Source organism: Absicoccus porci, from assembly GCF_003725415.1.
GTDB lineage: Bacteria > Bacillota_I > Bacilli_A > Erysipelotrichales > Erysipelotrichaceae > Absicoccus > Absicoccus porci.
Genome location: NZ_RJQC01000004.1, coordinates 136,786 through 162,843, shown reverse-complemented (window position 1 = coordinate 162,843; position 26,058 = coordinate 136,786). Strand labels below are relative to the sequence as shown.

Annotated in this window: 31 protein-coding genes; 25 read left to right on the top strand and 6 right to left on the bottom strand. The window is 39.0% G+C overall.

Annotated features, from left to right (window positions below):
• The first annotated feature begins 16 nt into the window (after window positions 1-16).
• The 4 genes from EDX97_RS10500 to dcm all read left to right on the top strand — a co-directional run bounded on the left by EDX97_RS10500 (window position 17) and on the right by dcm (window position 4,553).
• Window positions 17-1,531 (top strand): Sau3AI family type II restriction endonuclease, encoded by a 1,515-nt coding sequence (locus tag EDX97_RS10500; protein WP_128521107.1) that lies wholly within the window; start codon window positions 17-19, stop codon window positions 1,529-1,531.
• A gap of 2 nt (window positions 1,532-1,533) precedes the next feature.
• Window positions 1,534-1,977, top strand: coding sequence for a very short patch repair endonuclease (locus EDX97_RS10495; protein WP_128521106.1), 444 nt, complete (start codon window positions 1,534-1,536; stop codon window positions 1,975-1,977).
• Between the two features lie 21 nt (window positions 1,978-1,998).
• Window positions 1,999-3,234 (top strand): restriction endonuclease, encoded by a 1,236-nt coding sequence (locus EDX97_RS10490; protein ID WP_128521105.1) that lies wholly within the window; start codon window positions 1,999-2,001, stop codon window positions 3,232-3,234.
• 98 nt (window positions 3,235-3,332) lie between these two features.
• The gene (gene dcm, locus EDX97_RS10485) at window positions 3,333-4,553 is read left to right on the top strand and encodes a DNA (cytosine-5-)-methyltransferase (protein ID WP_128521104.1); all 1,221 of its coding nucleotides are present in this window, start codon (window positions 3,333-3,335) and stop codon (window positions 4,551-4,553) included.
• A gap of 358 nt (window positions 4,554-4,911) precedes the next feature.
• Here dcm and EDX97_RS10480 read toward each other — a convergent pair whose 3' ends face one another.
• The 3 genes from EDX97_RS10480 to EDX97_RS10470 form a co-directional block, all read right to left on the bottom strand.
• A complete protein-coding gene (locus tag EDX97_RS10480; protein ID WP_128521103.1) occupies window positions 4,912-5,211 on the bottom strand; it encodes a DUF7675 family protein in 300 nt (99 codons plus the stop codon).
• Window positions 5,212-5,661: 450 nt separating this feature from the next.
• Window positions 5,662-5,982 (bottom strand): DUF3784 domain-containing protein, encoded by a 321-nt coding sequence (locus EDX97_RS10475; protein ID WP_128521102.1) that lies wholly within the window; start codon window positions 5,980-5,982, stop codon window positions 5,662-5,664.
• 234 nt (window positions 5,983-6,216) lie between these two features.
• A complete protein-coding gene (locus EDX97_RS10470) occupies window positions 6,217-6,792 on the bottom strand; it encodes a TetR/AcrR family transcriptional regulator (protein ID WP_128521101.1) in 576 nt (191 codons plus the stop codon).
• Between the two features lie 103 nt (window positions 6,793-6,895).
• Between EDX97_RS10470 and EDX97_RS10465 the strand changes: the two genes are divergently transcribed.
• Together EDX97_RS10465 and EDX97_RS10460 are read left to right on the top strand one after the other, a co-directional pair.
• Entirely contained in the window at window positions 6,896-8,815 is a 1,920-nt protein-coding gene (locus EDX97_RS10465; RefSeq protein ID WP_128521100.1) for an oxidoreductase, read from the top strand.
• Window positions 8,816-8,863: 48 nt separating this feature from the next.
• On the top strand, window positions 8,864-9,442 hold the full coding sequence (locus EDX97_RS10460) for a histidine phosphatase family protein (RefSeq protein ID WP_128521099.1): 579 nt from the start codon (window positions 8,864-8,866) through the stop codon (window positions 9,440-9,442).
• On the opposite strand, the gene EDX97_RS10455 is transcribed toward EDX97_RS10460, so the two are convergent.
• Window positions 9,412-9,900 carry a metallophosphoesterase family protein gene (locus EDX97_RS10455; protein ID WP_128521098.1) on the bottom strand — a complete coding sequence of 163 codons (489 nt, stop codon included), beginning with the start codon at window positions 9,898-9,900 and terminating at the stop codon, window positions 9,412-9,414. The two genes, EDX97_RS10460 and EDX97_RS10455, sit on opposite strands and share 31 nt — an antisense overlap.
• Window positions 9,901-10,023: 123 nt before the next feature.
• On the opposite strand from EDX97_RS10455, the gene EDX97_RS10450 reads away from it, so the two are divergent.
• Window positions 10,024-10,251 carry a DMT family transporter gene (locus EDX97_RS10450; protein WP_221175941.1) on the top strand — a complete coding sequence of 76 codons (228 nt, stop codon included), beginning with the start codon at window positions 10,024-10,026 and terminating at the stop codon, window positions 10,249-10,251.
• Window positions 10,193-10,327, top strand: a complete 135-nt coding sequence (locus tag EDX97_RS12275) for an SMR family transporter (protein ID WP_221175947.1) — start codon at window positions 10,193-10,195, stop codon at window positions 10,325-10,327. The genes EDX97_RS10450 and EDX97_RS12275 overlap by 59 nt, the downstream gene beginning before the upstream one ends.
• Before the next feature lie 14 nt (window positions 10,328-10,341).
• Here the strand turns inward: EDX97_RS12275 and EDX97_RS10445 are convergent, their stop codons facing one another.
• A complete protein-coding gene (locus EDX97_RS10445) occupies window positions 10,342-10,734 on the bottom strand; it encodes an HIT family protein (protein WP_128521097.1) in 393 nt (130 codons plus the stop codon).
• Between the two features lie 98 nt (window positions 10,735-10,832).
• Between EDX97_RS10445 and EDX97_RS10440 the strand changes: the two genes are divergently transcribed.
• From EDX97_RS10440 to EDX97_RS10360, 17 genes are all read left to right on the top strand, one after another.
• Window positions 10,833-11,054: a hypothetical protein gene (locus tag EDX97_RS10440; RefSeq protein WP_128521096.1), complete on the top strand. Its 222-nt coding sequence runs from the start codon at window positions 10,833-10,835 to the stop codon at window positions 11,052-11,054.
• A gap of 49 nt (window positions 11,055-11,103) precedes the next feature.
• Window positions 11,104-12,453 (top strand): UDP-N-acetylmuramoyl-tripeptide--D-alanyl-D-alanine ligase, encoded by a 1,350-nt coding sequence (locus EDX97_RS10435; RefSeq protein WP_128521095.1) that lies wholly within the window; start codon window positions 11,104-11,106, stop codon window positions 12,451-12,453.
• Window positions 12,450-13,496 (top strand): D-alanine--D-alanine ligase family protein, encoded by a 1,047-nt coding sequence (locus tag EDX97_RS10430; protein ID WP_128521094.1) that lies wholly within the window; start codon window positions 12,450-12,452, stop codon window positions 13,494-13,496. The genes EDX97_RS10435 and EDX97_RS10430 overlap by 4 nt, the downstream gene beginning before the upstream one ends.
• Window positions 13,490-14,638, top strand: coding sequence for an alanine racemase (gene alr / locus EDX97_RS10425; protein ID WP_128521093.1), 1,149 nt, complete (start codon window positions 13,490-13,492; stop codon window positions 14,636-14,638). Before EDX97_RS10430 ends, alr begins: the two co-directional genes overlap by 7 nt.
• Before the next feature lie 20 nt (window positions 14,639-14,658).
• Entirely contained in the window at window positions 14,659-15,678 is a 1,020-nt protein-coding gene (locus tag EDX97_RS10420) for an acyltransferase family protein (protein WP_128521092.1), read from the top strand.
• On the top strand, window positions 15,675-17,273 hold the full coding sequence (locus EDX97_RS10415; RefSeq protein WP_128521091.1) for an NAD(P)/FAD-dependent oxidoreductase: 1,599 nt from the start codon (window positions 15,675-15,677) through the stop codon (window positions 17,271-17,273). The genes EDX97_RS10420 and EDX97_RS10415 overlap by 4 nt, the downstream gene beginning before the upstream one ends.
• Window positions 17,270-18,373, top strand: a complete 1,104-nt coding sequence (locus EDX97_RS10410; RefSeq protein WP_128521090.1) for a GTPase — start codon at window positions 17,270-17,272, stop codon at window positions 18,371-18,373. The genes EDX97_RS10415 and EDX97_RS10410 overlap by 4 nt, the downstream gene beginning before the upstream one ends.
• Window positions 18,373-18,657 carry a YhbY family RNA-binding protein gene (locus EDX97_RS10405; RefSeq protein ID WP_128521089.1) on the top strand — a complete coding sequence of 95 codons (285 nt, stop codon included), beginning with the start codon at window positions 18,373-18,375 and terminating at the stop codon, window positions 18,655-18,657. Before EDX97_RS10410 ends, EDX97_RS10405 begins: the two co-directional genes overlap by 1 nt.
• Window positions 18,658-18,659: 2 nt before the next feature.
• Window positions 18,660-19,682 (top strand): nicotinate (nicotinamide) nucleotide adenylyltransferase, encoded by a 1,023-nt coding sequence (gene nadD / locus EDX97_RS10400; RefSeq protein WP_128521088.1) that lies wholly within the window; start codon window positions 18,660-18,662, stop codon window positions 19,680-19,682.
• A 3-nt stretch (window positions 19,683-19,685) separates the two neighbouring features.
• Window positions 19,686-20,024 carry a ribosome silencing factor gene (gene rsfS / locus EDX97_RS10395; protein WP_128521087.1) on the top strand — a complete coding sequence of 113 codons (339 nt, stop codon included), beginning with the start codon at window positions 19,686-19,688 and terminating at the stop codon, window positions 20,022-20,024.
• Window positions 20,014-20,718: a class I SAM-dependent DNA methyltransferase gene (locus EDX97_RS10390; RefSeq protein WP_128521086.1), complete on the top strand. Its 705-nt coding sequence runs from the start codon at window positions 20,014-20,016 to the stop codon at window positions 20,716-20,718. Before rsfS ends, EDX97_RS10390 begins: the two co-directional genes overlap by 11 nt.
• Window positions 20,715-21,392: a 5'-methylthioadenosine/adenosylhomocysteine nucleosidase gene (locus tag EDX97_RS10385; RefSeq protein ID WP_173446247.1), complete on the top strand. Its 678-nt coding sequence runs from the start codon at window positions 20,715-20,717 to the stop codon at window positions 21,390-21,392. Before EDX97_RS10390 ends, EDX97_RS10385 begins: the two co-directional genes overlap by 4 nt.
• 16 nt (window positions 21,393-21,408) lie before the next feature.
• Complete coding sequence (locus EDX97_RS10380) at window positions 21,409-21,864, top strand: hypothetical protein (RefSeq protein WP_128521084.1); 456 nt, start codon at window positions 21,409-21,411, stop codon at window positions 21,862-21,864.
• Window positions 21,857-22,396 carry a DnaD domain-containing protein gene (locus EDX97_RS10375; RefSeq protein WP_128521083.1) on the top strand — a complete coding sequence of 180 codons (540 nt, stop codon included), beginning with the start codon at window positions 21,857-21,859 and terminating at the stop codon, window positions 22,394-22,396. The genes EDX97_RS10380 and EDX97_RS10375 overlap by 8 nt, the downstream gene beginning before the upstream one ends.
• Window positions 22,386-23,027, top strand: coding sequence for an endonuclease III (gene nth, locus EDX97_RS10370; RefSeq protein WP_128521152.1), 642 nt, complete (start codon window positions 22,386-22,388; stop codon window positions 23,025-23,027). The genes EDX97_RS10375 and nth overlap by 11 nt, the downstream gene beginning before the upstream one ends.
• Before the next feature lie 315 nt (window positions 23,028-23,342).
• Complete coding sequence (locus EDX97_RS10365) at window positions 23,343-24,341, top strand: UDP-N-acetylmuramate dehydrogenase (protein WP_128521082.1); 999 nt, start codon at window positions 23,343-23,345, stop codon at window positions 24,339-24,341.
• Window positions 24,342-24,346: 5 nt separating this feature from the next.
• Window positions 24,347-25,252, top strand: coding sequence for an NAD(P)/FAD-dependent oxidoreductase (locus EDX97_RS10360; protein ID WP_128521081.1), 906 nt, complete (start codon window positions 24,347-24,349; stop codon window positions 25,250-25,252).
• Between the two features lie 21 nt (window positions 25,253-25,273).
• Here the strand turns inward: EDX97_RS10360 and EDX97_RS10355 are convergent, their stop codons facing one another.
• Window positions 25,274-26,056, bottom strand: a complete 783-nt coding sequence (locus tag EDX97_RS10355; protein WP_128521151.1) for a type III pantothenate kinase — start codon at window positions 26,054-26,056, stop codon at window positions 25,274-25,276.
• Window positions 26,057-26,058: the final 2 nt, after the last annotated feature.

Below are 26,058 nucleotides of genomic sequence, written 5' to 3'. Positions count from 1 at the left end.
AATCGAGTGATGATTTATGTTATTTGATTATAATAATAAAAACGAAAAAAGTATTTATGATTATGCAAAAAAGTTAGAAGGTATGACGTTTCGGGAAGTACTTGATGAATATAAAGATTCAATGTATAAGACCTATGATGATTTTCATCATTTACGTACGAAAGTTAATGATTCACCTAATATCTCATATTTAAACAAGGATCCTGGTTATATTTATAATCCAAAAGCTAAAGGTCAATTAGGAGGATTATTAGAAAATTGTTATTTTGGATATAAACCAAATAGCGACCCACATGCTGATTTTTTTGATGTTGGTGTTGAATTAAAATCTACCCCGATTGAAAAGAAAAATAATGGTGGATATAGAGCTGGGGAACGATTATCAATTACCAATATTTCATTTGAGGAACCGGTTGAAGATAATTTTTATAAAAGTCATGTTTGGGAAAAAATAAAACGAATATTGTTAATACAATATCTCCGAGATAAATCAATTGATCGATTGGACTATATGATTGAATTTGTAAACTTATTTACGCCACCAAAAGAAGATCTAAAGATAATTATTGATGATTATAATGCTATTAACAACAAGATAAAACAAGGAAAAGCACATGAACTTAGCGAAGGCGATACAATGTATTTAGGCGCTTGTACAAAGGGAGCAACTGCTAAAAAGAGCATGCGGCCACAATATTATGGTGATCATGAGCCTGCAAAAAAACGTAATTATTGTTTTAAAACGGCTTATATGAACTTCGTTTTAAAAAATTATATTCTCAAAAATAATGTGCCCTATGAATCGATTGTTAAAGAAAAGATTGATTCTACTGTTCAGGATTATATTTTAAAATTAATCAATCGACACATTGGTCAAACGGATGAGGAACTTTGTAAAGAATACAATCGTGAATACAACAATAACAAAGCGCAATGGAAAGATCTTTCATTTCGAATGCTAGGAATCAAAGGGAATCATGCTGCAGAACTTGAAAAAGCAAATATTGTTGTTAAAACAATTCGTATAGAAGAGAATGGGAAAAATAAAGAAAGCATGTCTTTTGCTCCTTTTAAAGCAAAAGAGCTTGTAAACGAAAATTGGGAAGATTCAACTGTATATGAATATTTTGAAGCAACTCAATTCCTATTTGTTGTTTTCAAAAAGTCAGGTAATAGATATAAACTTAAAGGCGCCAAACTTTGGCATATGCCATATCATGATTTGAATAAAGTGGTTCATGAAGAATGGGGCCAATATCAAAATATTATAAAAAACGGTGTAAAATTTGAAATTACCAATAGCGATTCCGGAAAAATGAACATTAAAAATAATTTGCCGGGACAAAAAGATACTAAAATTATACATATTCGTCCTCATTCGCAGAAAGCCGCGTATAAACTAAATAATGGTGTACAAATTGGTAATGTAGAACGAGATGCTGACGAATTACCAAATGGTGAATGGATGACCAGACAAAGTTTTTGGTTGAATAGAGAGTATGTATTGAAACAGCTTAAAGATTTATTATAAATATGAAACATAGACATTTAGAAACCACACCGGAAACATCCAAACGAATGAAATCAATGAGCCATAAAAAAAGCAAAGTAGAGTCTATGTTGGCGAAAGCATTATGGCATAAAGGTTATCGATATCGTTTGAATTATAAAAAATTATCGGGAACACCAGACATAGTACTTACCAAGTATAAAATTGTTATTTTTGTTGATGGTGAATTTTGGCATGGAAAAGATTTTGATAAAAATAAGAGTCGTCTACATCAAAATAAAGATTATTGGATTGAAAAAATTGAAGAAAATATCCGAAGAGATGAAGCAATTGATAAATTACTTCGTCAAGATGGTTGGGTCGTTCTACACTATTGGAGCAATGATGTAAAAAAAGAATTAGATGCTTGTGTGGAAGAAATTGAATCTTTTGTCGAACTACAAAAGGAAGGAATGAAAGATTCATAGAGTAAATGGAGCAATATTATAATGAAATTGAATAGAATTGATGGTTATCATAGTGTGCCCTTTGAAGAACTAGAATACACTGATTTGATAATTGATTGTATTTATCAAGGTGGAGAGTCAAAAAATATCAGTTCTGAACCATTCCATAAATTGATACCTAAATGTGAAAATTCTGGTGGTTTTCGTAAAAAGTTGAGGGAAGATGGAAGTGGAAAATATGCGTATATCATTTTATATACAACTATGGAGGAACTAGAATGGCCGGATTATTTGGACAAGGAAACAGGAATCTTTAGATATTATGGAGATAATCGTAAGCCAGGAAGAACGTTGACAGATACAAAGAAAAAAGGAAACCTAATACTCGAAAATGTATTTTCACTGTTGAATAGTGGTGAATCATTAGAAGATATGCCTCCTTTTCTAATATTTCGAAAATTTGACAAGGGTTCTAACATTGGACATGCACGAAATGTCCAATTTCTTGGTTTAGCTGCTCCAGGTAATCCTAAAATTAGTCCAGATAAGGACTTGGTTTCTTTCTGGAGAACTATGGGCGATAATCGATTTCAAAATTATGAGTCATACTTCACAATATTAGACACAGGAGATGAACCAATTTCTAGGAAATGGATTGAATCTTTGATATACGATCATAAGAATAATTTTAGATATGCTCCTAAAGCATGGAAAAAATTTATTCAACAAGGTAAGAATGGAATCAAACCATTGAAAGCTCCAAGAATTATTAAAATACCAACTAAATATGAACAACTACAAGCAAGTGATGAAGGATTGAAATGTTTGGATGAAATTAGGAACTATTATAAAGAAAATCCAACTGGTTTTGAAAGCTGCGCTGTGGATATCATAGAGAAAATGGATCCTAATTTTCTTGATTTTTCGATAACGCGTCCATGGAGAGATGGTGGCCGCGATGCATTTGGATATTACCAAATCTCACAAAATAGCAAATGGAATTATCCATTGAAAATTGATTGTAGTTTGGAGGCTAAATGCTATTCTAAAGATAATTCGGTTGGTGTTAAACAAATGTCAAGACTTATTTCAAGGATTCGGTATCGACAGTTTGGCATCATGGTTACAACAAGTTACGTTGATAGTCAAGCTTATAAAGAAGTGGTAGAAGATGGACATCCGATTTTAATTGTAACAGCATCGGATATAGCGGTAACCTTGAAACGTAGCTTAATAGATATGCATAATATTGATGAATGGCTTGCTTCTCTAGATTGAGAGGTAAGCTTTTATTATAAATATATGCTATAATAAAAATTCAATTCGATCTTTCAATATGGTCGAAAATCAATTATAATATTAAACTAGGAGCAGGTATGGATAAGACAATAGTAGAATTATTTGCTGGTGTTGGTGGATTCCGACTCGGTTTTGATAAATTAAATTCAGGATGGAAAACGGTTTGGTTCAGTCAGTGGGAACCTGGTAAAAAAACACAATGGGCACATGATTGCTATGTTTCCCATTATGGAGATGAAAAAGATTTGAATGGTGAATTAACCACTGGTATCGATATTGCATCAGTAGACAAAAATGCTATTCCAGACCATACGCTATTAGTTGGCGGATTTCCGTGTCAAGACTATTCTGTAGCCCATTCACTAAAGGGTGAAAAAGGCATCGAAGGGAAAAAAGGTGTCTTATGGTGGCAAATAAGAGATACAATCATTGCGAAACAGCCTCCATTTTGTTTATTTGAAAATGTCGACCGGTTATTAAAATCACCAGCCAAACAAAGAGGAAGAGATTTTGGAATGATATTAGCATGTCTAAATAATTTGGATTATGACGTAGAATGGCGAGTAATCAATGCTGCTCAATATGGATGTGCTCAAAGAAGACGAAGAACTTTTATTTTTGCTTATAAACGAAATACGAAATATTTTAAGAATCAAAAAAATCGTTCTGTGGATAGTATTTTAGATTCGGAAGGTTTTTTCGCAAAAGGATTTCCTGTTGACACGATTGACAAAAGAATGATAAAAACTACAAAAATTCCAGAAGATTTGCTCGAAGTATCAGATAATTTCCGTTTCCTATTTGAAAATTCAGGTTATTTACATGATGGAGAGCTACATACGCTAAAGGTTCAAGAAATCGAAGAAAAACCGATTGTATTGAGAGATATTCTACAATCGAATGTAGATGAAGAATATTATCTTTCCACTGATCAATTAAAAGATTGGACATACATGAAGGGGTCAAAACGAATTGAAAGAGTAGCCGCTAATGGTCATAAATATGTATATTCGGAAGGTCCTGTTGGATTTCCAGATGCATATGATAAACCAGGAAGAACGATGTTGACCAGTGAAGGTACAAAGAATCGTAGCACGCATGTTGTAGCTGATCCATGGACTGGTAGACTTAGGATATTAACTCCAATTGAGGCAGAAAGATTGCAAGGATTTGATGATGATTGGACAAACACGGGGATGACCAATAGACAACGTTATTTTTGCATGGGGAATGCTTTGGTTGTTCCTTTGATTACGCGAATGGGAAAGCAAATAGATAATCTTATTAAAGAAGAATAATTGGGATAATCATGTTGTTTTTTGTTTTACGTGCATGGATTTTCTATTGCATTTATTAGTTGTGAGAAAAATCTTGAATCACAGATAAAGAGAAAACGTAGATTAGGCTAATTATCAGGGGATGGCTCGATAATATATTTGATAAATTGCATAGGAATAAATGTATTTGTCAACTGAAAACTGACCAGCTATTCATTCTCAGATTGAAGATATCCCACCATCTTCAAACATGGGTTGGGGGTGCGGACAAATTCTTGGACCTTGTTATTTAAAATTGGTCCCATACTTTGCCTGTACTCCATAGGGCTCATATAAATGCTTGTATAAATATACGAAGACTCAATATGAAAAGTCATAATCACTTTTTGCTGTTTTGACCTTCCAAATCATGGATTACTAGTTTTCCATCAACGATTTCACAGCCACGTAATGCTGCCATTGTAGGATCTTCTTTCGTAAAAATATAAATTTCCTCATCGGTCAAGTTCCATGGAAAATCTTCCCAAAATTGATAGATTTTTTTCTTGTCGAAAGAAAAGAATGTAGGACCAAATCTCCCTATGGCTCCAGCTTCCCATATCTTGCTTTTTGGATCATTTTTATAAAAATCAGATAACTGGCCATATTCTTTTTCAGCTTCTTCTTTACTATAGTACATGCCCATCTACTCCTTTCATTTGTTTTTCAATGTCTGTATTGATAAAACGAATGCAATTGTTAAATTCATCATTCTTTTTCAAAGTATCAGCTTTTATAAAAAAGTTTCATAGGTCTGGAAAGCAGTTCATCTGAAAACTTGATTGTATGCCATCGATGTATCCTTTGTTTGGGCTGCATTGCATCGATTTCAGAAAGTATCAAAGTACTTCAGGACTTTGTTTATCCCTATCAAGCCCTGCATCGTAATAGTCCATGGTGGGTAGAGATAATCTTCATTTGTATTGTCAATGATTCTAACCAGCCCTTTTCTAGTGACAGGACTGTATAGACTTCACCATAAGTAAGTCCCAGAAAACTACTTTTACCTAACCATCCAGCTTTCATTCTGGCCACTTTTTCAATTTAAAAACGAAATGTCTTATTTCATATCCCAAGAATAGCTAAAAATCTAATTTTCTAGTTGATGTCTTTCTATCAATAATTGAATAAGCATGATTACCCATAGTATCCATGCAATACGTACTCCTTTACCAGGAGAGTATATATCAATGCCAATTCCAATCAAAAAAGGAATAGCCCACAACATCATCTTTTTCCCATAGTCTTTACATAATGTATCTTCATTGAATTTTTTGCGTTCGTCTATGGATTTCATATTATAGCCCGTTAAAAAATTAGCGGCTTTTCCGTTGGATTTATAAAAGTATATCCCAATCAAAAAGAAAAGAATGGCCATCATCAAATCAAATAGGATGTAATAAAGCTTCATAATAATATCCTCCTGAAGTCTAGATATTCAAATCATCAATCAATGCTACAAATTTGAGTTTGTATCCCATATTCATTTTCCTGTCTGATCCATTTATATTCAAAAATTATGTGGTTAAAACTTCAAAAATACGGATTATTTCCAATATGAAAAATACTTTAGGTTTGAGAGTATCTTATCTTTGTACAGACATCAACTACCATCCTAGTCATCGTCATCATTGGCAATCCAATCTCATCTTTTATATGTCGGTTTTGCTTGTAAGATGGCATCCGTTATTTGATAAAACGCTTGTTTCCAATCCAATTGGCCTTGTTTAACGGCCCATTTGTATTCCAAGCCTAGGAATGCAAAATTACAGGCATCATAGAGTGTTTTGGTATCTTCACTGGATTGGAATTCATTGGCTTTTTTTCCTTTATCAATGAACACTTCCACAATTTTTGAGAGTTGATCTCTGGTCGCAAAACTATTGAAATCTTTGGACAAATTCAGGTCTAACATCTTCGCAATTAATTTTGGTCCAAGTTCAATGGAACGATCGATGATCATGTCATAAAATAAGTGAAATTGTTCGTAGTATGTATCGGCTTGGACGATATGGGAAAAGTGCAAATAGATATCTTGACAGACTTCATCATAATAAGACGTTAAAATGGATTCTTTGGAATCAATATATTTATAAAAAGTGGGCTTAGTGATTCCAGCCTTTCTACAAATGTCATCGACACTGACTTCATCAAATCCCTTGGCTTTAAAACAGTCATAGGCAACGTGTAAGATTTCTTCTCTTGTGGTTTTATTTTTCATACTTTAAGAATATTAAAAATTAGTACAGTGTGCAATGTTTTATCATTTACTTTACTTAGAGTAAATGATAATCTGTATGTAGTAAATAATGGAGGAAATGAGTATGTCAAATTTATTTAGTCCTATGTATATTGGCAATCTACGCATTAAAAATCGCATTGCGATGGCCCCAATGCATACCAACTATGAAGCCGATGGTTCGTATCCTTTGAATGCCATTCGTTATTTTGAAGAACGTGCCAAAGGTGGTGCGGGCTTGGTCATGACGGGTGCCAATGTAGTGAGTACCAAGTATGACGGCAAACGCCCTAGTCCAGAAATTTCATCATTAGCGCATGTCGAACGCATGGCCATGCTCGTTGATCGGGTCCATGCCTATGGAGCGAAGGTTTGTTTCCAATTAAGTCCTGGTGCCGGTCGTGTAGCCGTTCCCAATCCTGCCAATCCACCGTATTCGGCCAGTGAAATTGAAGAATTTTGGGCACCTATGATCAAATGCCAAGTCTTGTCAGTGGAAGATATTCATTATCTAGCCGATCGTGTTGGCTTTGCAGCTTGGTTAGTAAATAAAGCGGGTGGTGACATGGTCGAACTGCATGCTTATGGTGGCTATTTATTGGATCAGTTTATGAGTAGTCAATGGAATCATCGGACCGATGCATATGGAGGATCCCTTGATAATCGCATGCGTTTTCCATTGGAATGTATTGCGGCCATTCGTAAATATACCAATGGAAAGATGCCTATCAGTGTTAAATTTACGGCCGACCAAGGCATTGAAGGATTCCGTACCTTGGATGAAGGTATTCAAATGGCAAAGATCTTTGAACAAGCGGGTGTGGATATCCTACATTGTGATCGCGGTGTCTATGAAGCTTGGTATCAAGCCATTCCAACCGTTTATCAAAAACATGCCTATAATGTCGAAATGATCAAAAAGATCAAAGCCAGTGTATCGATTCCTGTCATGGGACATGGTAAATTATTTGATCCAAGTCAAGCTACATCTATGATTGAAGAAAATATTTGCGATATGATTGCCCTTGGCCATCAAGAAATTGCCGATCCATATTGGCCAGAAAAAGTAAAGAAAGGAAATATCGAAGACATTGTTCCTTGTATTGGGTGTAACGAATGTTTGAATTCAGCCTTTAATGGTACACATCCTGTATGTTCGGTCAATCCAACTTGTTTTGAAGAAGATGCCTTTGCCTTACCAGAAACCCAAGATACCCATCGAAATGTGTTGATCGTTGGTGCTGGGGCTGGTGGCATGGAAGCCGCTATTACCGCAGCCAAACGCGGATATACTGTTGAAGTATGGGAAAAGAAGGATCGTGTTGGCGGTAATTTATGGGGAGCTGGAACCGCACCATTCAAACACGATGTGCTTCGTTTGATTACGTATTATGAAACACAAATGAAAAAATTAGGCGTACAAGTTGTTTTCCATAAAGAAGCAACAGCCGAAGAAATTTTAGCCAATTCGTATGATAAAGTCATCCTTTCTACGGGTGCCCATAGTTTTATGCCACCAATCAAAGGCATTGAATATGCCAAAGAATCCTTGGCATACCTAGAAGGAAACGTACAACCAGGCAAACATGTTGTTGTGATTGGTGGCGGATTAGTTGGTTGTGAAACGGCTTGTTTCATGGCCGAAAAAGCCGAAGATGTGACCATTGTGGAAATGTTACCAGACATTTTAAAGATTGCCGATCATTGTAAGAACAATGACCAAGCTTTACGTGCCATGATCGATGAAAAACACATCCAAAAAGTATGTGGTGTCAAAGTTACCGAGATCAAAGAAGATGGCATTATCTATCAAGATGATCAAGCCAATCTCCATACGCTTCCATGCGATACTGTGATCATTGCTTCTGGTTTTAGAAGCAACAACCAACTGATCAAAGAGTTGGATGGCAAGATCGATTTTGACATTGTTGGCGATGCCAATCGACCAACCAAGATCATCAATGCCGTGAAACAAGGCTATCACGCCATTCGCACGATGAAATAAAACGATAACCGTCCAATCGGGCGGTTATTTTTATGATATAGTAGGCTTATGATACAGATCTATTTAACTCGACATGGACAAACCCAATCCAATGTAGAACGTTTGATGCAAGGATGGGCCGATACACCTTTAACTGCTCTTGGTTTAGAACAAGGGAAGTTGTTAGGAAAGAAATTACGTTCGATTCCTTTTTCTAAGATTTATTGTTCACCTAGTAAACGAGCACAAATGACCGCTTCCTTTATCAATGCGTATCAGCACACCGATATCATTGCAACCAATGGTTTAAAAGAAATGAATTTTGGGGATTTAGAACTAAAAGCAGAACCCGAAGGCAGTACTTGGCAACAACTTTTGTTGTATGATTGGACAAAAATTGGTGGCAACAACATTGATATGGTTTCCAAACAAATGAAACAAATGATGGATAGAATCGTTCAACACGCTCAAGATAATACTAATATTTTATGTGTAACCCATTGTTTTTCAATCTTATCTTTACTTTATGCCATTGATGTCAATTTTTTTGAACAATGCCTGAAAAACGATGATAAAGTCGAAAACTGCCGATTGACCATCCTTCAATACGATGCCGGTCAATATTCCATTACTTCTTTTAATGAATAATGGATGCCGTTCTCACTGAAAGTTAAAACGATGTACGAATTCTGGTATCCTCGTTCCGGAAAAGCAAGACTACCCGGATTTAACAACAGGATACCTTTTTTCTTTGTGATTAAAGGAATATGGGTATGACCGAAACAAATGATATCGACTTGTTGAGAAATCCCTTCATTGATTAAATCTTGTAGTGAATATTTCACATGGTATAGATGTCCATGACAAATCAAGATCTTATAGCCACAGACGTCAATGATTCTTTCATATGGAATTTTTTTACCAATACGCCTGGAATCACAATTGCCCTTGACAAAATACATTGGAAAAGAAAGATCCTTGCCAAACGCCTCTTCCATATCGCCACAATGAATCAAACCATCGATAGGTGATTCCTTGTCAATCACTTCTTGGACCAAATCATTTTGTCCATGACTATCACTCATTACTAAAAATTTCTTCTTCATATTTTAAGCATACCACTTTATAATACAGATAAGAATAAACCACCGCCGGGTGGATGACCAGGACTTTGCATCAGTAGGCCAATGAAGATGCAAGGACCTGGTATTTTTTTTGGAGGTAGACATATGGAATGGATGTATCTAATCTTAGCTGGTATTTTTGAAATTACTTGGGCAACGACGATGAAACTATCCCAAGGCTTTTCCAAAGCGCTGCCCACATTGATTATCATCATTGGTTATATTGCCAGTGCCATCTTGCTTTCCATGGCATTAAAAAAGAAGTGCCTATGCGATATGGACGGGTATCGGTATTGTTGGGACAAGTGTACTTGGTGTTGTATTATTTCATGAAATGCTCAGTGGACTTCAAATCCTTTGTATCGGATTGATCGTCATTGGTGTTGCGGGATTAAAATTGCTTGCATAAAAAAAGATGAAGACTTACTTCATCTTTTTCTCTAATTCATCAAAATCAACCGGTGGGATTTCACCAAACGCTAACGTGACATGATCATCATTGACATAGCGAGGAATCAAATGCACATGGAAATGATGTACGCTCTGACCCGCTGCTTCATGAATGTTGGAAAGCACGTTGATCCCATCACAATGGAGTCTTTCCTCTAATTTGTTGGCTAGTTGTTGCGCAACTTCAAAGACATGATCACGAAGTTGTGGTGGACAATCCAAGAATGAATCGGTATGTTCTTTGGGAACGACTAGACAATGTCCATAACTCGTTGGATTGACATCGAAGAAAGCGATGACCGTATCATCTTCATATAATTTATGACTCGGAATCTTTCCGGCTGCGATATCGCAAAAAATACACATATGTAATGTCCTCCTTATTTTTTAGTATACGCCTAAAAATAGGAAAAGCCAGGCTAAGGGGATGCCTGACTTCTCCAAAAAATTAAGGGGATAGAAAATTGTATGAATATCGAATCGATGATTCACACAGGCAAGGTCTTCTACTCCTTGCTTATAACGAGTATATCACACCTTGCGACGCCATTTATGTGAAAATTGTGGGAAAATATGTGAAAACAGGTCAAAAATGGATTTTTATGGACAAAAATCTGAAAAATGTAGACTTTTTTTATCAAAAAAGAAAAAATTTCAAGGAAAAATGGGATGAAATGGGAATTTGAAATGGATAACTTAAAATGTGCTATAATAGCCGCACAAGGAGTATATTTCATGATTCAAACAACCATCCAAACCATCGCAAAAGCACTCGATACATCCCTTTTTGGATGTAAAGATTCCGATATTTCTATTTCCGGTATATCCATTGATTCACGTACCGTCCAGCCAGGTAATCTCTATATTCCGATTATCGGTGAACGCGTTGATGGACATACTTTTTTAGATTCAGCCAAAACCAATGGCGCTGTCGCTTCCTTTTGGCAAATCGATCATAAACCCTATCCTGATTTTCCTGTTATCCTTGTTAAGGATACCACCGTTGCTTTACAAGATTTAGCACGCGCGTATATGCAAAGTCTATCTTGTACCGTGATTGGCGTGACCGGATCCAATGGCAAGACCTCTTGTAAAGATATGTTGTATTCGGTCTTTTCACAAAAATACAAAACCCAAAAGACCCAGGGCAACCACAACAATGAAATTGGCTTACCACTCACCGTTTTAGATCTAGATGCTGATGTGGAAATTGCCATTTTAGAAATGGGTATGGAACACAAAGGCGACATCAACTTCTTATGTTCCATTGCTTCTCCCGATATTTCCATCATTACCAGCATTGGTTCGGCCCATATGGAAAATTTCGGATCCAAAGAAAATATTGCTCGTGGCAAATTGGAAATCTTGACCCACACAAAATCCTTATGTTTATATCATACCTGCCCCGAAATCGATGCCGTATTGTCCGAAATTCCGCATGGGGAAGTCATTTTGCATTCCTTTGGACCACATGGAGATAGCTATATTATAGGTGATATCATCCATCATAAAGATGGCATTACCTTTACCTGCAACGACATGGAAAATCCTGTTTCCATGAATGTTTTAGGAGACTTTCAAGCTGAAAACGCTTTACCCGTAATTTATGCCGCAAAGACTAAACAAATTGACGAAAATGCTATAGAATATGGTCTGGAGCATATTGAAATGACAAAGATGCGCACCCAACAAATCACGATTGGTCAAGCAACCATCATTGATGATTCGTATAAGTCCAATCCCGAAAGTGCCAAGGTCGCTTTGGATACTTTATCCAGCATTCCGACCCCTTGTCATATTGCCGTTTTATCGGATATGCTCGATCTAGGAGAAAACGAAAAATCTTTGCATGCACAAATTGGTACCTATGCCCATCAATTAGGCATTGACTATGTATTCTGTGTTGGTGATTTATCTTTTTATACGGCCGATGCAGCCCAAGGCACATGGTTTGACTCCAAACAATCGTTGATTCAAGCCTTGCGACCATTTTTAGATACCGATTGTGCCATTTTAGTGAAAGGATCCAGAGCGACCGCTATGGACCAAATTATTACCGATTTACAACAAGGAGAAAACGAATGAAAAAAATCAATCTGGCCGTCATTTTCGGCGGACAAAGTTCTGAATACAGTGTTTCGTTACATTCCGCAGCTAGCTTTTTACGACAAATTCATGCCGAAAAGTATCAAATGACCATGATTGGCATTGATCAAGAAGGCATATTCTATATATATGATGGATCGATTGACGATATCGAACATGACAATTGGCAAGAACAAGCCAGACCCTGTGCTTGGGTCCATCAAGGCATATTTGATCTAACCCAACAAAAGAAAATCGATATCGATTGTGCCTTCCCTATCTTACATGGTAAAAACGGAGAAGACGGATGCATCCAAGGCTTGATGGAACTAATGAATATCCATTGTGTAGGCTGTGATGTTTTATCCAGTGCGATGTGCATGGATAAAGAAATCATGCATATTATCTGTAAAGAAGCCCATATTCCATGTGCCGACTACATTTGTTTATACAAAAACGAAGAAGTTCCTGCTTTTGAATCTGTTGTTGCCAAGATTCCTTTACCATGGATCATTAAACCATGCAATGCCGGAAGTAGTTATGGCGTTCATAAAGTTGAAACCAAAGAACAATATACAGAAGCTGTCAAAGACGCGTTCCAATACGATGGTCGTGGCAAATGCTTGATTGAAAAAGCCATCGAAGGCTTTGAAATCGGTTGTGCCGTGATGGGAAATGACGAATTAGTGACAGGATCTTGTGATGAAATCGAAATCACGCGTGGCGTCTTCGATTTTGAAGGCAAATACGATTTGGTAGGTTCTAATATTTATTGTCCAGCCCGTATCGATAAAGATACATTTGATCATGCCCAAACCTTGGCAAAACGTGTGTATCGTGCTTTGAACTGTACCGGTATGGCCCGGGTAGATATGTTTGTCCAACCTGATCACTCCATTGTCTTAAATGAAGTCAATACCATTCCTGGCTTTACCGCTACCTCACGCTATCCAAGCATGATGGCTGAAGCTGGTATTTCCTTTCCAACTCTGATCGATCGTTTGATTGCATTGGCTATGGAAAGAGAAGTTGGCGTATGCTAGAGAGCTATAGCCGTGCCTGGATCGAAATTGATCACGATGCCATTGGCCATAATTTAGACCAAGTGCAAAAACTTGTCGGAAAAACCAAAATTATGGCAATCGTCAAAGCCAATGCCTATGGCCATGGTGATATTGCTGTTGCCAAAGCCTGTCAAGCATGGGGCGTTGACTTTTTTGGCGTCTCCAGTGTAGATGAAGCCTTACGCTTACGCCAAGCTGGCATCCAAGAAAATATCTTGATCTTAGGCTATACACCCGAAGAACACTGGCATTATCTTTACGAACAAAACATTACGCAATCGCTTTGTTCCTATGCGTATGCCTGTAAACTGAATGCCTATGCAAAGGCACATAATGTGATCATTCATGCCCATTGTAAAGTCGATACTGGCATGAATCGTACAGGGATTCTATATCAACCCCAAGAGAAACACTTGGACGACATCATTCAAGCCTATCACTTGGACCATATACAAGTCGACGGTATCTTTTCTCATTTTCCAGTCAGTGATGATTTGGGCGAAGATGCAGCCACTTTCACCAAACGACAAATTGCATTATTTAATGAAGTCATTGATCAATTAAAAGAACACGGCATTGACCCAGGCTTGACGCATCTACAAAATAGCTATGGCATCTTGAACTATCAAGACCTTGGCTATGACTATTGCCGACCTGGATTGTTGCCTTTAGGCTTAACCAGCGATGATCAAATTCCCATCGCCAGTCAGCCCGATTTTATACCAATCCTATCACTCTATGCCAATGTCAGTGTGGTCAAATGGATCCAACCTGGCATGAGTGTTTCGTATGGACGACATTTTATTGCCACCAAACCAACCAAAGTAGCCACCATGTCCATTGGCTATGCCGATGGCTTGCCACGCTTAGTTTCCAACCAAGGTCTAGAAGTGTTGGTTCATGGCCAACGTTGTCCATTGATTGGGAATATTTGTATGGATCAATGTATGATTGATGTAACCAATGTCGAAGACGTACAAGAAGGGGATACCGTATGTCTCATTGGTTATCAAGGCAATGAACATGTCACCATGGATGCGATCACACGAAAAGCACATACGATCAATAATGAATTGGCATCCACACTCGGTGCACGTGTACCACGATTAAAGAAAAGATAAAAAGGGGAAAGAGAGAGAATATGGCAAGACGAAAAAGGGGATATGGAGCTATCGATATTGCCAAATACGTATCGGCACTATTGGTTGTATGCATCCATACCTACCCATTCTATGAAGCTTCACAAACATTTAATACCTATTGGATCCAAACGGTTTGCCGTTTGGCCGTACCATTCTTCTTTGTGGCATCGGGATTTTTCTTCTTTCGTAAAATCACGGATGATACCCTTGCCAATGAAGAAGCACTCATTAATTATGAAAAACGTTTAGGCAAGATCTATTTGACCTGGACCATCATTTATTTACCATACACCATTTGGGATTATGCCCACGCCAACTTCCGTATCTATCACATCTTTGCGTACTTACGCGATGTGCTCTTGAACGGATCCTATTATCATTTGTGGTTCTTACCTGCATTGATGTTGGCAACGTATATTATTTATTTGTTGTATACAAATCACAGTATGAAACGCGCATTGATCGTTTCGCTGATCTTATATATCTTCGGCTATCTGATCAATGTCTATACACCAATTTGGGAAACCATGCCCTATGTATCCTTCTTCTTTGGCTTCTTCACCAAAGTGTTGGTTACTTCCCGGGATGGTATCTTCTTTGGACCTATGTTTGTCGCTATCGGCTTATTATTAAGCAAGACTCGTCGCCTACCACATCGCGTATCGATGGTCGGTTGGTTGATCAGTTTTATCTTATTGGTCTTAGAAGTTCACATCTATGATCGCATGGGCATCCTTCGTGATTTAACTAGTATGTATTTGATGTTGGTGCCAGCTACGTATTTTATGGTTAATAGTCTATTGACATGGAAACTTCCATATAAGGAAAGCTATATGACATTGCGTCATGAATCCTTATTGATTTATACATCGCATATCTTATTCGCAAAAATATTATTAGCGTTGTTACCACATGCGCACTTGGTTGTCTATTTCTTGACCTTGGCCTTTGCGCAAGCCTTTGCCAGCCTTGTGATGCATTACCACAAACGCTATCCGGTGTTAGATAATTTATTATGATACGAGTTTTTCAAGTAAAATGTACCTCGGAAGACAAATCCGAAATCGAGGCACAACTTCTCAAAAAACTACATATGCCAACCAAAGATCTTTTGTCTTGGTCCATCCACCGCAAAAGTGTGGATGCAAGATCACAAAAGATCTTCTTTTCGTATATCATCGATGCCAAAGTCAAACACGAACGCAAATACTTACGACATAAAGACGTTCAACCCCGTCCCAATGAACACTACCAACCCGTATCCAGTGGGACCCATCCCTTGCCAAATCGACCGGTTGTCGTTGGGTTTGGACCAGCTGGTATGTTTGCTGCTTTGATTCTTGCTCAAGCTGGGTATTGTCCCATCATCTTGGAACGTGGATCCAACGTGGATACCCGCACTCAAAAAGTGCATCAATTCTGGCAAACGGGCCGATTGGATCCCGAATGCAACGTCCAATTTGGTGAAGGCGGTGCCGGTACCTTCAGCGATGGCAAATTAACGACGCGATCCAAAGATAGTCGTTGTCGCAAAGTCTTAGAAGAATTGGTACATTTTGGTGCCAAAGACGAGATTTTGATTGATCAACATCCACATATTGGGACGGACGCTTTTATGGAAATCATCAAACAGTGTCGCAAAGAAATCGAACGATTGGGTGGCATGTTCTTGTTCGATACGGCTTTACAAGACATCCAAGTAAAAGATGAAAAATTGGTTTCGATTCAGTTTCAAAACCAATGGCATCCATGTACGGCTTTAATCTTGGCTTGTGGTCATAGTGCCAAAGATACCATCCTTATGTTACATACCCATCATATGGAACTAACTAATAAACGCTTTGCGGTGGGGGTACGCATTGAACATCGCCAAGATTATATTAATCAAGCCATGTTGAAAGAATATGCCCATGATCCCCGTTTGATTCCCGCACGCTACAAATTAACGCATATGGCCTCTAACCACAAAGGCGTCTATACCTTCTGTATGTGTCCAGGTGGCTATGTGATTCCAGCCGCCAGTGAACCAAAACATACCGTAATTAATGGCATGAGCTATGCCAAACGCGATGGCATCAATGCCAATAGTGCTCTCTTGGTCCAAGTGGATGAAAGTGATTATGGCACTAAAATATTAGGTGGCCTTGCCTATCAAGAAAACCTAGAGGCCAAAGCGTATCAAATGGCCGATGGCTATGCCGCTTGTTGCCAATTGGCCAGTGACTATTTAGATCATAAAGTATCCACAAGCTTTGGATCGGTGCAACCAACCTATGCATTAGGAACTAAATTTGTGGATTTAAATACCTTGTTTTCATCACCCATCAACCAAGCCTTACATGAAGCGTTAGAAGTTTTTGAAAAGCGCGTGCCTGGTTTTATTTCTTCGGGTGCCATCTTGAGTGCCGTAGAATCCCGTTCATCCAGTGCGATTCGTATCGCTCGCAATGAACAAGGAATGAGCTCGATTTTTGGTGTATATCCCAGTGGTGAAGGGGCCGGATATGCCGGCGGAATCATGACCAGTGCCATTGATGGTATCCATAGTGCGGAAAAATTAATTGAATATTTTGAAAAGCCTCAGTACAATCTAGAAAAGGAGGGTTGTGAATGACCAAATATTGTAAAGGGTGTGGCGTTGAACTTCAAAATGAAGACCCCGAAGCCTTGGGATATGTTCCCCGACTGGATGCAACCTATTGTGAACGATGTTATAAGATCTCGCATTATGGCCAAGTCACGATTTCCATGCAACAAGGCATTGAATCCAGTCAAACTTTCGAAAAGATCAATGCGATCGATGGCGTTGTCTTTTGGATCGTGGATCTCTTTGATTTTGAAGGCGGTATGATCTCACGACTCAATCAAAAATTACCGGGCAAAGATATTGTCTTGATCTTGACCAAACGAGATATCTTACCCAAGACTGTGACGGATCAAAAGATCTATGCGTTTGTGGATCATCGACTCAAAGAAGAAAAAATCGTAGTTCGCGATATCTTGATTTGTGGTGATCTAATCTTAGATCCATCCAAAAAACATAAAAAACTATCCGATCGAGGGATCCACAGCATCCATCAAATTGAACGTGCCATTGAACGCTATAGCTTTGGCAAAGATATCATCTTTATGGGCATGGCCAATGTAGGAAAAAGTACCTTGTTGAATCAAGTATTGGAAGATCGCCAATTAACGGTTTCGCGTAATCCCGGTACGACTTTGGATTTGATTCCAATTCCCCAAGATGGCTATACCATTTATGATACCCCGGGTATTGAAAATCGCCATAGTGTATTAGCTTGGCTGCAACCCAAAGACTTAAAGACCGTCATTCCAGTTAAACCGGTCCGTCCGTATGTATCACAAATTTATGAAGATCAATCCTTTGCAGCTGGTGGTTTGGCTCGTTTGGATGTTGTCACCAATGGCAAAGCATCCATTGTTGGGTATTTCTCCCGTTCGATTGCGATCCATCGTGGCAAACTAGCCGATGCCGATCGATTGTGGAATGATCATCTGAATGAAATGTTGGTGCCTTGTTTGGATACAAGCTTGGTTACCATGCACACATTCCATGGACCAAAGATTGGTAATGATAAAATGGATGTGGTCATTCACGGTTTAGGCTGGTTCTGCGTGAGTGGTGATATCCAACAAATTTATGTACGCGTACACAAAGGCATCAATGTGACATTTAGAAAGGCAATGATTTAATGGTAGATAAACAAACAAAGAAACAATTACGGAAAATGGCCAATTCCTATCGCGCCATCCTCCAAATCGGCAAAGACGGCTTATCTTATAATACGATGGAAACCTTAGACGCTGCCTTAGAAGCCCATGAACTGGTAAAATGTAAATTATTGAAGACCAGTCCTATTGATGTGCGAGAAGCAGCGATTGAATGTGCTGCCAATACCCATAGTGAAGTCATTCATGTGGTAGGACATACATTTGTATTGTATCGTCGGTCCAAAGAAAATAAGTTGGGGATGTGAATATGAAAGTAGGAATTGTAGGCGGATCTTTTGATCCCATTCATTATGGTCATATTCAAATGGCCAAAACGGCCTTGCAGGATCTTGCATGTGATGAAGTTTGGTTCATGCCCACCAAATCCACGCCATTAAAAGATCGTTCTTTGACAGCGGATGTCCATCGATTAGCCATGATTCAACGGGTCATGGCCTATGATGATCGGTTTCGTCTTTGTACCTTGGAAATGGATCGTGAAGGTAAAAGCTATACGATCGATACGGTCAAAACGTTGAAACAAAAGTATCCTGCATATGAGTTTATTTGGATGATTGGAAATGATCAATTGGCACAATTTGATCAATGGAAAGATCCAGAAGAATTGACTTCTTTGATTCAATTTGTGTGTGTGGATCGCGATGGCCAATTGGTACCAACCGAATATCCGATTCAACGCATTCATATGGAAGCCATGCCCGTATCGAGTTCCGAAATTCGGCAAGGCAATAAATTAAATTATGTACCCTATACAGTATTAGGATATATCTATGAACATCGGTTATATGTAGAAAATTTTATTGCGGCTAGAGAAACCAGACATCGGTATAAACACAGTGTATCAGTCGCGCATTTATGTGAAGAAATGGCTTTGGCCAATGGCTTGGATGGACAGAAAGCCTATTATATTGGTTTGTTTCATGACATTGCGAAAAACATGGATGTCCAACACATGGAACAATGGATGGATGCGATTTGTCCCGAAAACAAGAAATGGGCCGTTCCGGTATGGCATGGTTTTGTCGGTAGTGAAATTGTCGATCGTGTCTTTTATTTGGATGATCCGCAAATCAAAAATGCCATCTATCATCATGTCTTAGGCGATGATCATGATGATCCGTATGCGATGATTGTTTTTTGTGCCGATAAGACGGATCCTTTACGAGGCTATGATTCTACAGACCTGATCAATCAATGCAAAGCCGATATTTATCAAGGCTTTTGGACTGTCAAGAATGAAAATGATAAATATCTAGAGGAAGGAAAGTAAAATATGGAATTAAAAGATGTCGTGATTCAAGCGATATTGGAACGCAAAGGAATGTTTGTGAAAGACTACGATTGTATGGATATTACGCCGTTTATGGATGATATCATCGTGGTCACGGCGAACAATCTTCGCCAAAACAATGCGATTGCACAAAACATCAAAGAAAAAGTCAAAGAAGCTGGCTTTGATGTGGATATTCGTCAGGAAGGCGATGCCCATAGTCCATGGATCTTATTGGATCTTGGCAGTGTCGTTGTGAATTTGTTTGTGAAAGAAACACGTCAAGTTTATAATTTGGATCGCTTATATGCAGATTGTCCGGTGACAAGCTATGATCTATAATACGTTGGCCACTTATTATGATGATTTAGTCAAAGATGAACAAGCCACAAAAGCGTGGGTCGATTGGATCGAGAAACACAAATCGGCTTGTTCGATGTTAGAATGTGCTTGTGGTTCGGGTGAAATTACCCATGCCCTAGCCAAAAAAGGCTATACGATGAGTGCATTGGATATTTCCCAACAAATGATCGATCAAGCCAAAGCCAAAGATCCAACGATCTCGTATTATTGCCATGACATGAAAGATCTAAGCTTTTTGAAACAATACGATGCGATTGCTTGTTTATGCGATAGCTTCAATTATCTCTTAGATCCCGAAGATGTTACGACCTTTTTTCAACAAGTCCATGATCATCTACGACCCAACGGTATCTTTTTCTTTGATACCCATGCCCTGGATCGTTTAGAAGAATTCAGCCAAGAATGGAATGAGACCGGTGAATTTCAAGATGGCACCAAGTACCAATGGTCCATTGAAAGTGAAGATGACTGGATCTATCAAGATTTTGCCTTTTACACCAAAGATGGACTCATACAGGAACATCATCTGCAACGTGTCTATGATCCAAAGTGGCTAAAACAAACTTTAGCACCGTATTTTGAGATAGAATCCATCGATACGGATTTTGATCATCCGGGTATTTGTCCCGGTGAAAAATATTTTTATGTATGTACAAGAAAGGAAACGAAATGATAGGAATTATTGCTGCAATGGATATGGAAGTCGAAGCCATTGAAAAACTTTCGACCATTACGAAAACCGAACAAGTAGCGACATGCACCTTACACTATGGTACGATGCATGGTAAAGACATCGTGATTGCCAAATGCGGAATTGGGAAGACCCATGCCGCCATGGCCACAGCGATTTTGTGTACGCAACACAATTTGGAAGCCATCATCAATATTGGAACCGCTGGTGGTTTAAAAGATGATCAACAAGTCTTGGATATCGTCATCTCCAAGATGGTCGTTCAGGCCGATTTTGATTTGACCGCATTGGATGGACCCGATGCCTATGGTCTTGTTTACGAACCCGATCAAAAATTAGTGGATGTATGTACCACATGCGCAAAAGATTTAGGTATTCGCTATCATGTAGGTTGGATTGCCAGTCAAGATCTATTCATGTCACGAAAAGAAGATCTGGATAAATTAATGGCGCATTTCCCGGAATCGGCTTGTAGCGAAATGGAAGCAGGTGCGATTGCGCAAGTGGCTCATTCGTTCCAAGTACCATATGTGATTGTGCGGGCATTAAGTGATGTGGCTGTCCATTCGGATAATCCCATGGAATTTTCGGAATATGCACCCAAAGCCAGTGCCCAATCGGCTCGTTTAGTGGAAACCTTTATCGAACGTTTATAAGAAAGGAAGGGATAGGATGAAAGGACTGAATCGTCGTTTTACGGCTGTATTATGGATCGTATTGATTCTTTTGATTTGCACATTTTGGTCACTTTTCATCAGTGGTCCTAATCGTGTCCATGAACAAGTCGAAGCCCAAAATGAAGCGAAGATCCAAAAGAAAGTCAAAGGCATTCAGGGATTAACGACCCATGTGTTTGATTATAAGACATATCAAGGCTACACGAAAAAAACGTTATATTGGTTCAATGTGAAGGGCAATGTGATCACGACACGGAAAATGAGTACGTTAAATTATTCGAAAGCGAAGAAAGTCGCTAAAAATAAGTATGGCATCAAAGCTGATGAGATCGTTCTTGGCTATGGCTACAATAATCCTTGTTATGTGATCATGGGAGATGGATCGATGATCTTGATTGATTACGATACCTTTGTCCGTGTTTATGAAAGAGGGCTGAGTCCGAATGAGTAAGATGGATTGGAATGCACCCTATATCGATCATCGTACGTGGATCTTGGATCATCTACAAGATCTGCATGTCAATAGTGATGAAGCCATGGTCTTGTTGTTGATTGATTTTATGAATCAAACGCATACACCCATTGATCATGAAGCACTCTCTGCCAAGACCAAACTCGATGTAGATCAAATTGAAGAAATCTTTCTATCCTTGTCAGACAAAGGCTATCTGACCATTGATTTTCATGATGGGGCTTTGACCTTCCATATCGATGGTGTTTATGAAGAAGAGATTGGCCAACCATTGGATCAATCGTTGATTGAACGCATCGAAACCGAATTTGGCCGTCCTTTAAGTCCCAATGAGATGCAACGCATCTTAGATTTAGAAGAAAAGTATACCGAACGCATGGTCGTATGTGCCTTGAATGAAGCAGTGGTATATAATAAATTATCCCTGAATTATATCGAATCGATCTTGGTATCTTGGAAACAAAAAGGGTTAACTGTGGAAGAAGTGGAGAATGGTATTCGTGACCGGTAATGAAATTGTCGATGAAATGGAAAAGATCTTTCCAAACGCAAAATGTGAATTGATTCATGAAACGCCGTTTCAATTGTTGGTGGCGGTGGTTTTATCGGCCCAAACAACCGATGCATCCGTCAATCAAGTCACACCAGCCTTATTTGCGGCCTATCCGACTTCGAAGGAGATGGCACAAGCCGAAGTCAAAGACATCATCCCTTACATCAAACGGATTGGTTTGTATCGAAATAAAGCCCATTCCATCTTAAATTTAAGCAGAGAATTGGAAGCACGATACGATGGCATCGTTCCATCGCGTTATAAAGATTTGATGTCACTACCTGGTGTAGGCCGCAAAACGGCCAATGTGGTTCGCAGTGTAGCTTTTGGGATTCCTAGTTTTGCGGTGGATACCCATGTGGATCGGGTGAGTAAACGATTGGGATTGGCTAAACCTTATGATACGGTGGAAAAGGTCGAAGAAAAGCTGAAACGAAAGATTGATCGCGATCGTTGGAATCAAGCCCATCATGACTTTATCTTTTTTGGGCGTTATCTTTGTACCTCTCGCAATCCGAAGTGTAGTCAATGTCCTTTCACTAAGATTTGTAAGAAAGACAAATTGGATGCCTATAAACAGAAGCAATAGTACCCCAGGGGTACTTTTTTTATGGGAGAAAAAAGGTATAGTGAAGATAGGAGGGATGATCGTTTAGGCATGAAACAAAAACGATTTCTGTTTCCATATGCATCGCAATAAAGCCGAATGCAGGATAAGGAGAACAGTGCGAAGCCAAGGAAAGTTTTTGGGCATTCATGATCTTATAGATCTTTCGGAGATTGAGCAAAAATCATCGTGAATTTCCCCTTGGCTGTGTTCTGTTTTAGCAGGACACAGTTTTTTTTGAGCAAATCACAAGACAGAAGACAATATCTAAGATAAAAAAGATATAGGAGGACAAAGATGAAGACAGTAACACATTTTGATCTATCCACGTATTTGTCGTTTCGTATGGGACCTATCATTGATACGGTTTTCATCATCGAAAAGGATCAAGAAATTGAAGATATCTTTCACTTATATCCAAATGCTTCGATTTTAGGTGGAGGCACCAATACGTTGGTAGGAAAGGAAAAGGCCCAAGATGTTTGGTTGATCAATCAAATGATGGGTTGGCAAATGGAATCGGAAACCGTGCAGGGTGTACGCATTCGCATCCAATCCGGTCAAAATATGGACGCATTTATTCAATGGAGCGTAGAAAATGGGTACCAAGGCATGGAATCTTTATCGGGCATTCCAGGAAGCTTAGGTGGAGCTGCCATGATGAATGCAGGGGCTTATGGCCATGAACTAAAAGATGTCATTGAATCGATCCAAGTGTATGATCGTTTCACGCATCAAATAAAAATCTTTTCAAAAGCTGAATTGGGTATGGGATATCGAACGTCTATTTTTCAACAAGATCCCCAACGTTGGTTTATTCAATCGGTGGTTGTTTCTTTGATTAAAGGATCGAAACAAGCACTTGTTCAAAAACGGGCAGAAATAGTAGATCAACGAGCCCATCGCATTCCGAATCTGCAGCGCTATCCAAGTTGTGGCTCTTTTTTTCGCAATGTGATCATTGCCAAAAGTCAAGCCATCCAGCTCCAAAAACAATTTCCTACTTTGAAGATGTTTGATTTGCCAGCAGATCATATCAAAATATCAACGGGATCAATATTAAAGACCTTGTGGCCCAAGGGATTTCATTTTCAAGGAGTGCGCATGTATCCAGACAGTCCATTGATCTTGATCAATGAAGGAGCAACCATGGATTCGGTGTCTTGTGCAATCCAAACCATCTTAGAGAAGGTCTATGCCCACACAAAGATCCAATTGGAACCAGAAGTTCGATTGATGGGCATTCCACTTGGAAAACGTTCGATTTTTCGATACGATGAAAGCACAAGGAGGTAGATCCTATGAATAAAAATAACATATTGATCATTGGGGCTGGCATTGCCGGTCTAACTGCTGCCATATATATTCAACGCGCAGGAAAACAAGCCATCGTGTTTGAAAAAAATGCACCGGGTGGTCAGATCATTACGGCCAATGAAATCGAAAATTATCCGGGCATGGCTTCGGTGAATGGGGCTGATCTAGGTTTTAAGCTCTATCAACAAGCCATGGATCTCGGTGCTCATTTTGTCTATGAAGAAGTTGTGAAGATTGTTCCCGAAGAAAATCGTGTCACGATCCAAACGGCACAAGATACATATACCGGAAAGAGCTTGATCTATGCAGGTGGAGCGAGCCATCGTCATTTGGGCCTGGCCAATGAAGAAAAACTGATTGGACATGGCATTTCGTATTGTGCCAATTGTGATGGGGCATTCTTTAAAGATAAAGTGGTAGCTGTCAATGGCGGTGGTAATATTGCCTTGGATGATGCCATTTATCTATCATCGATTGCCAAAGAAGTCTATTTGATCCATCGTCGGAATACATATCGAGCCGAAACGGTCCTACAGGAAAAATTAGCAACCATCGACAACATTCATCCCATCACAAATACGATCATTTGTGGCTTAGAGGAAAAGCAGGGAAAACTATCGGGTCTTGCGCTTCAAAATGTGCAAACGAAAGAAAAGCGTTCATTAGCGGTAGATGGCTTATTTGTGGCCATTGGTATGCAACCAGAAACCAGCTTGTTGGAAGGCATTGTCCATTTGGACAAAAGTGGCTATATCCAAGCGGGAGAAGATACACGAACCAATGTAAAAAATATTTTTGTGGCAGGTGATGTGCGTACGAAAAATGTGCGTCAATTAACAACAGCGGCTGCCGATGGTACGGCTGCTGCCATATTAGCGGCTTCCATATAAAAAAAGAACCAATCAAAGTTTCTATTCTTTGATTGGTTTATTTTTTTTATAAATGACATTCAAGCCTTTGAAGATCAAATCCGCATCGTATGTATCAATCAATGGAGTATGGGCATGGATGATACGGCCTAGACCACCCGTTGCGACGACTTTGATGGGTTTATTGGTGTCGGCTTGTTTCTGGAATTGACGAATCGTATATTCCACACCGCCTAAGTATTGATAGAAGACACCGGCTTCCATCTCGCTTTGGGTATTGCGTGCCATGATGGTTTTTGGCTTACGAATTTCAATTTCTGGTAACTGCGCGGTTTGGTTGGTCAATGCCAAAGCACCTGTTTCAATGCCAACACTGATTACACCGGCACGAAACCGCCCTTTTTCATCCACAAAATCATAGGTTGTTGCCGTACCAAAATCAATGACCAATACCGGTCCGCCATAATGGGAGTAGGCACCGGCACAATCCACGATCCGATCGGCACCCACACTGCGTGGATTTTCCATTTGGACACTGATACCACTCTTTAATCCCGGACGAACAATAATGGGTTCGATCCCAAAGAATTTAAAGACACCATTGCGACAAGAGTGCATGACCTTTGGCACAACCGAAGTGATGATGACATCATCAATGTCTTCTTTTTCAATATTTTCTCTGGAAATAAACGACTGCAACATCAAACCAAATTCATCACTGGAACGACGTGCTTTGGTCGTTAAACGATATTTACCAACAATTTGGTCATTATTGATCAGACCCAACGTGATATTGGAGTTTCCGATATCGATACACACTAACATAG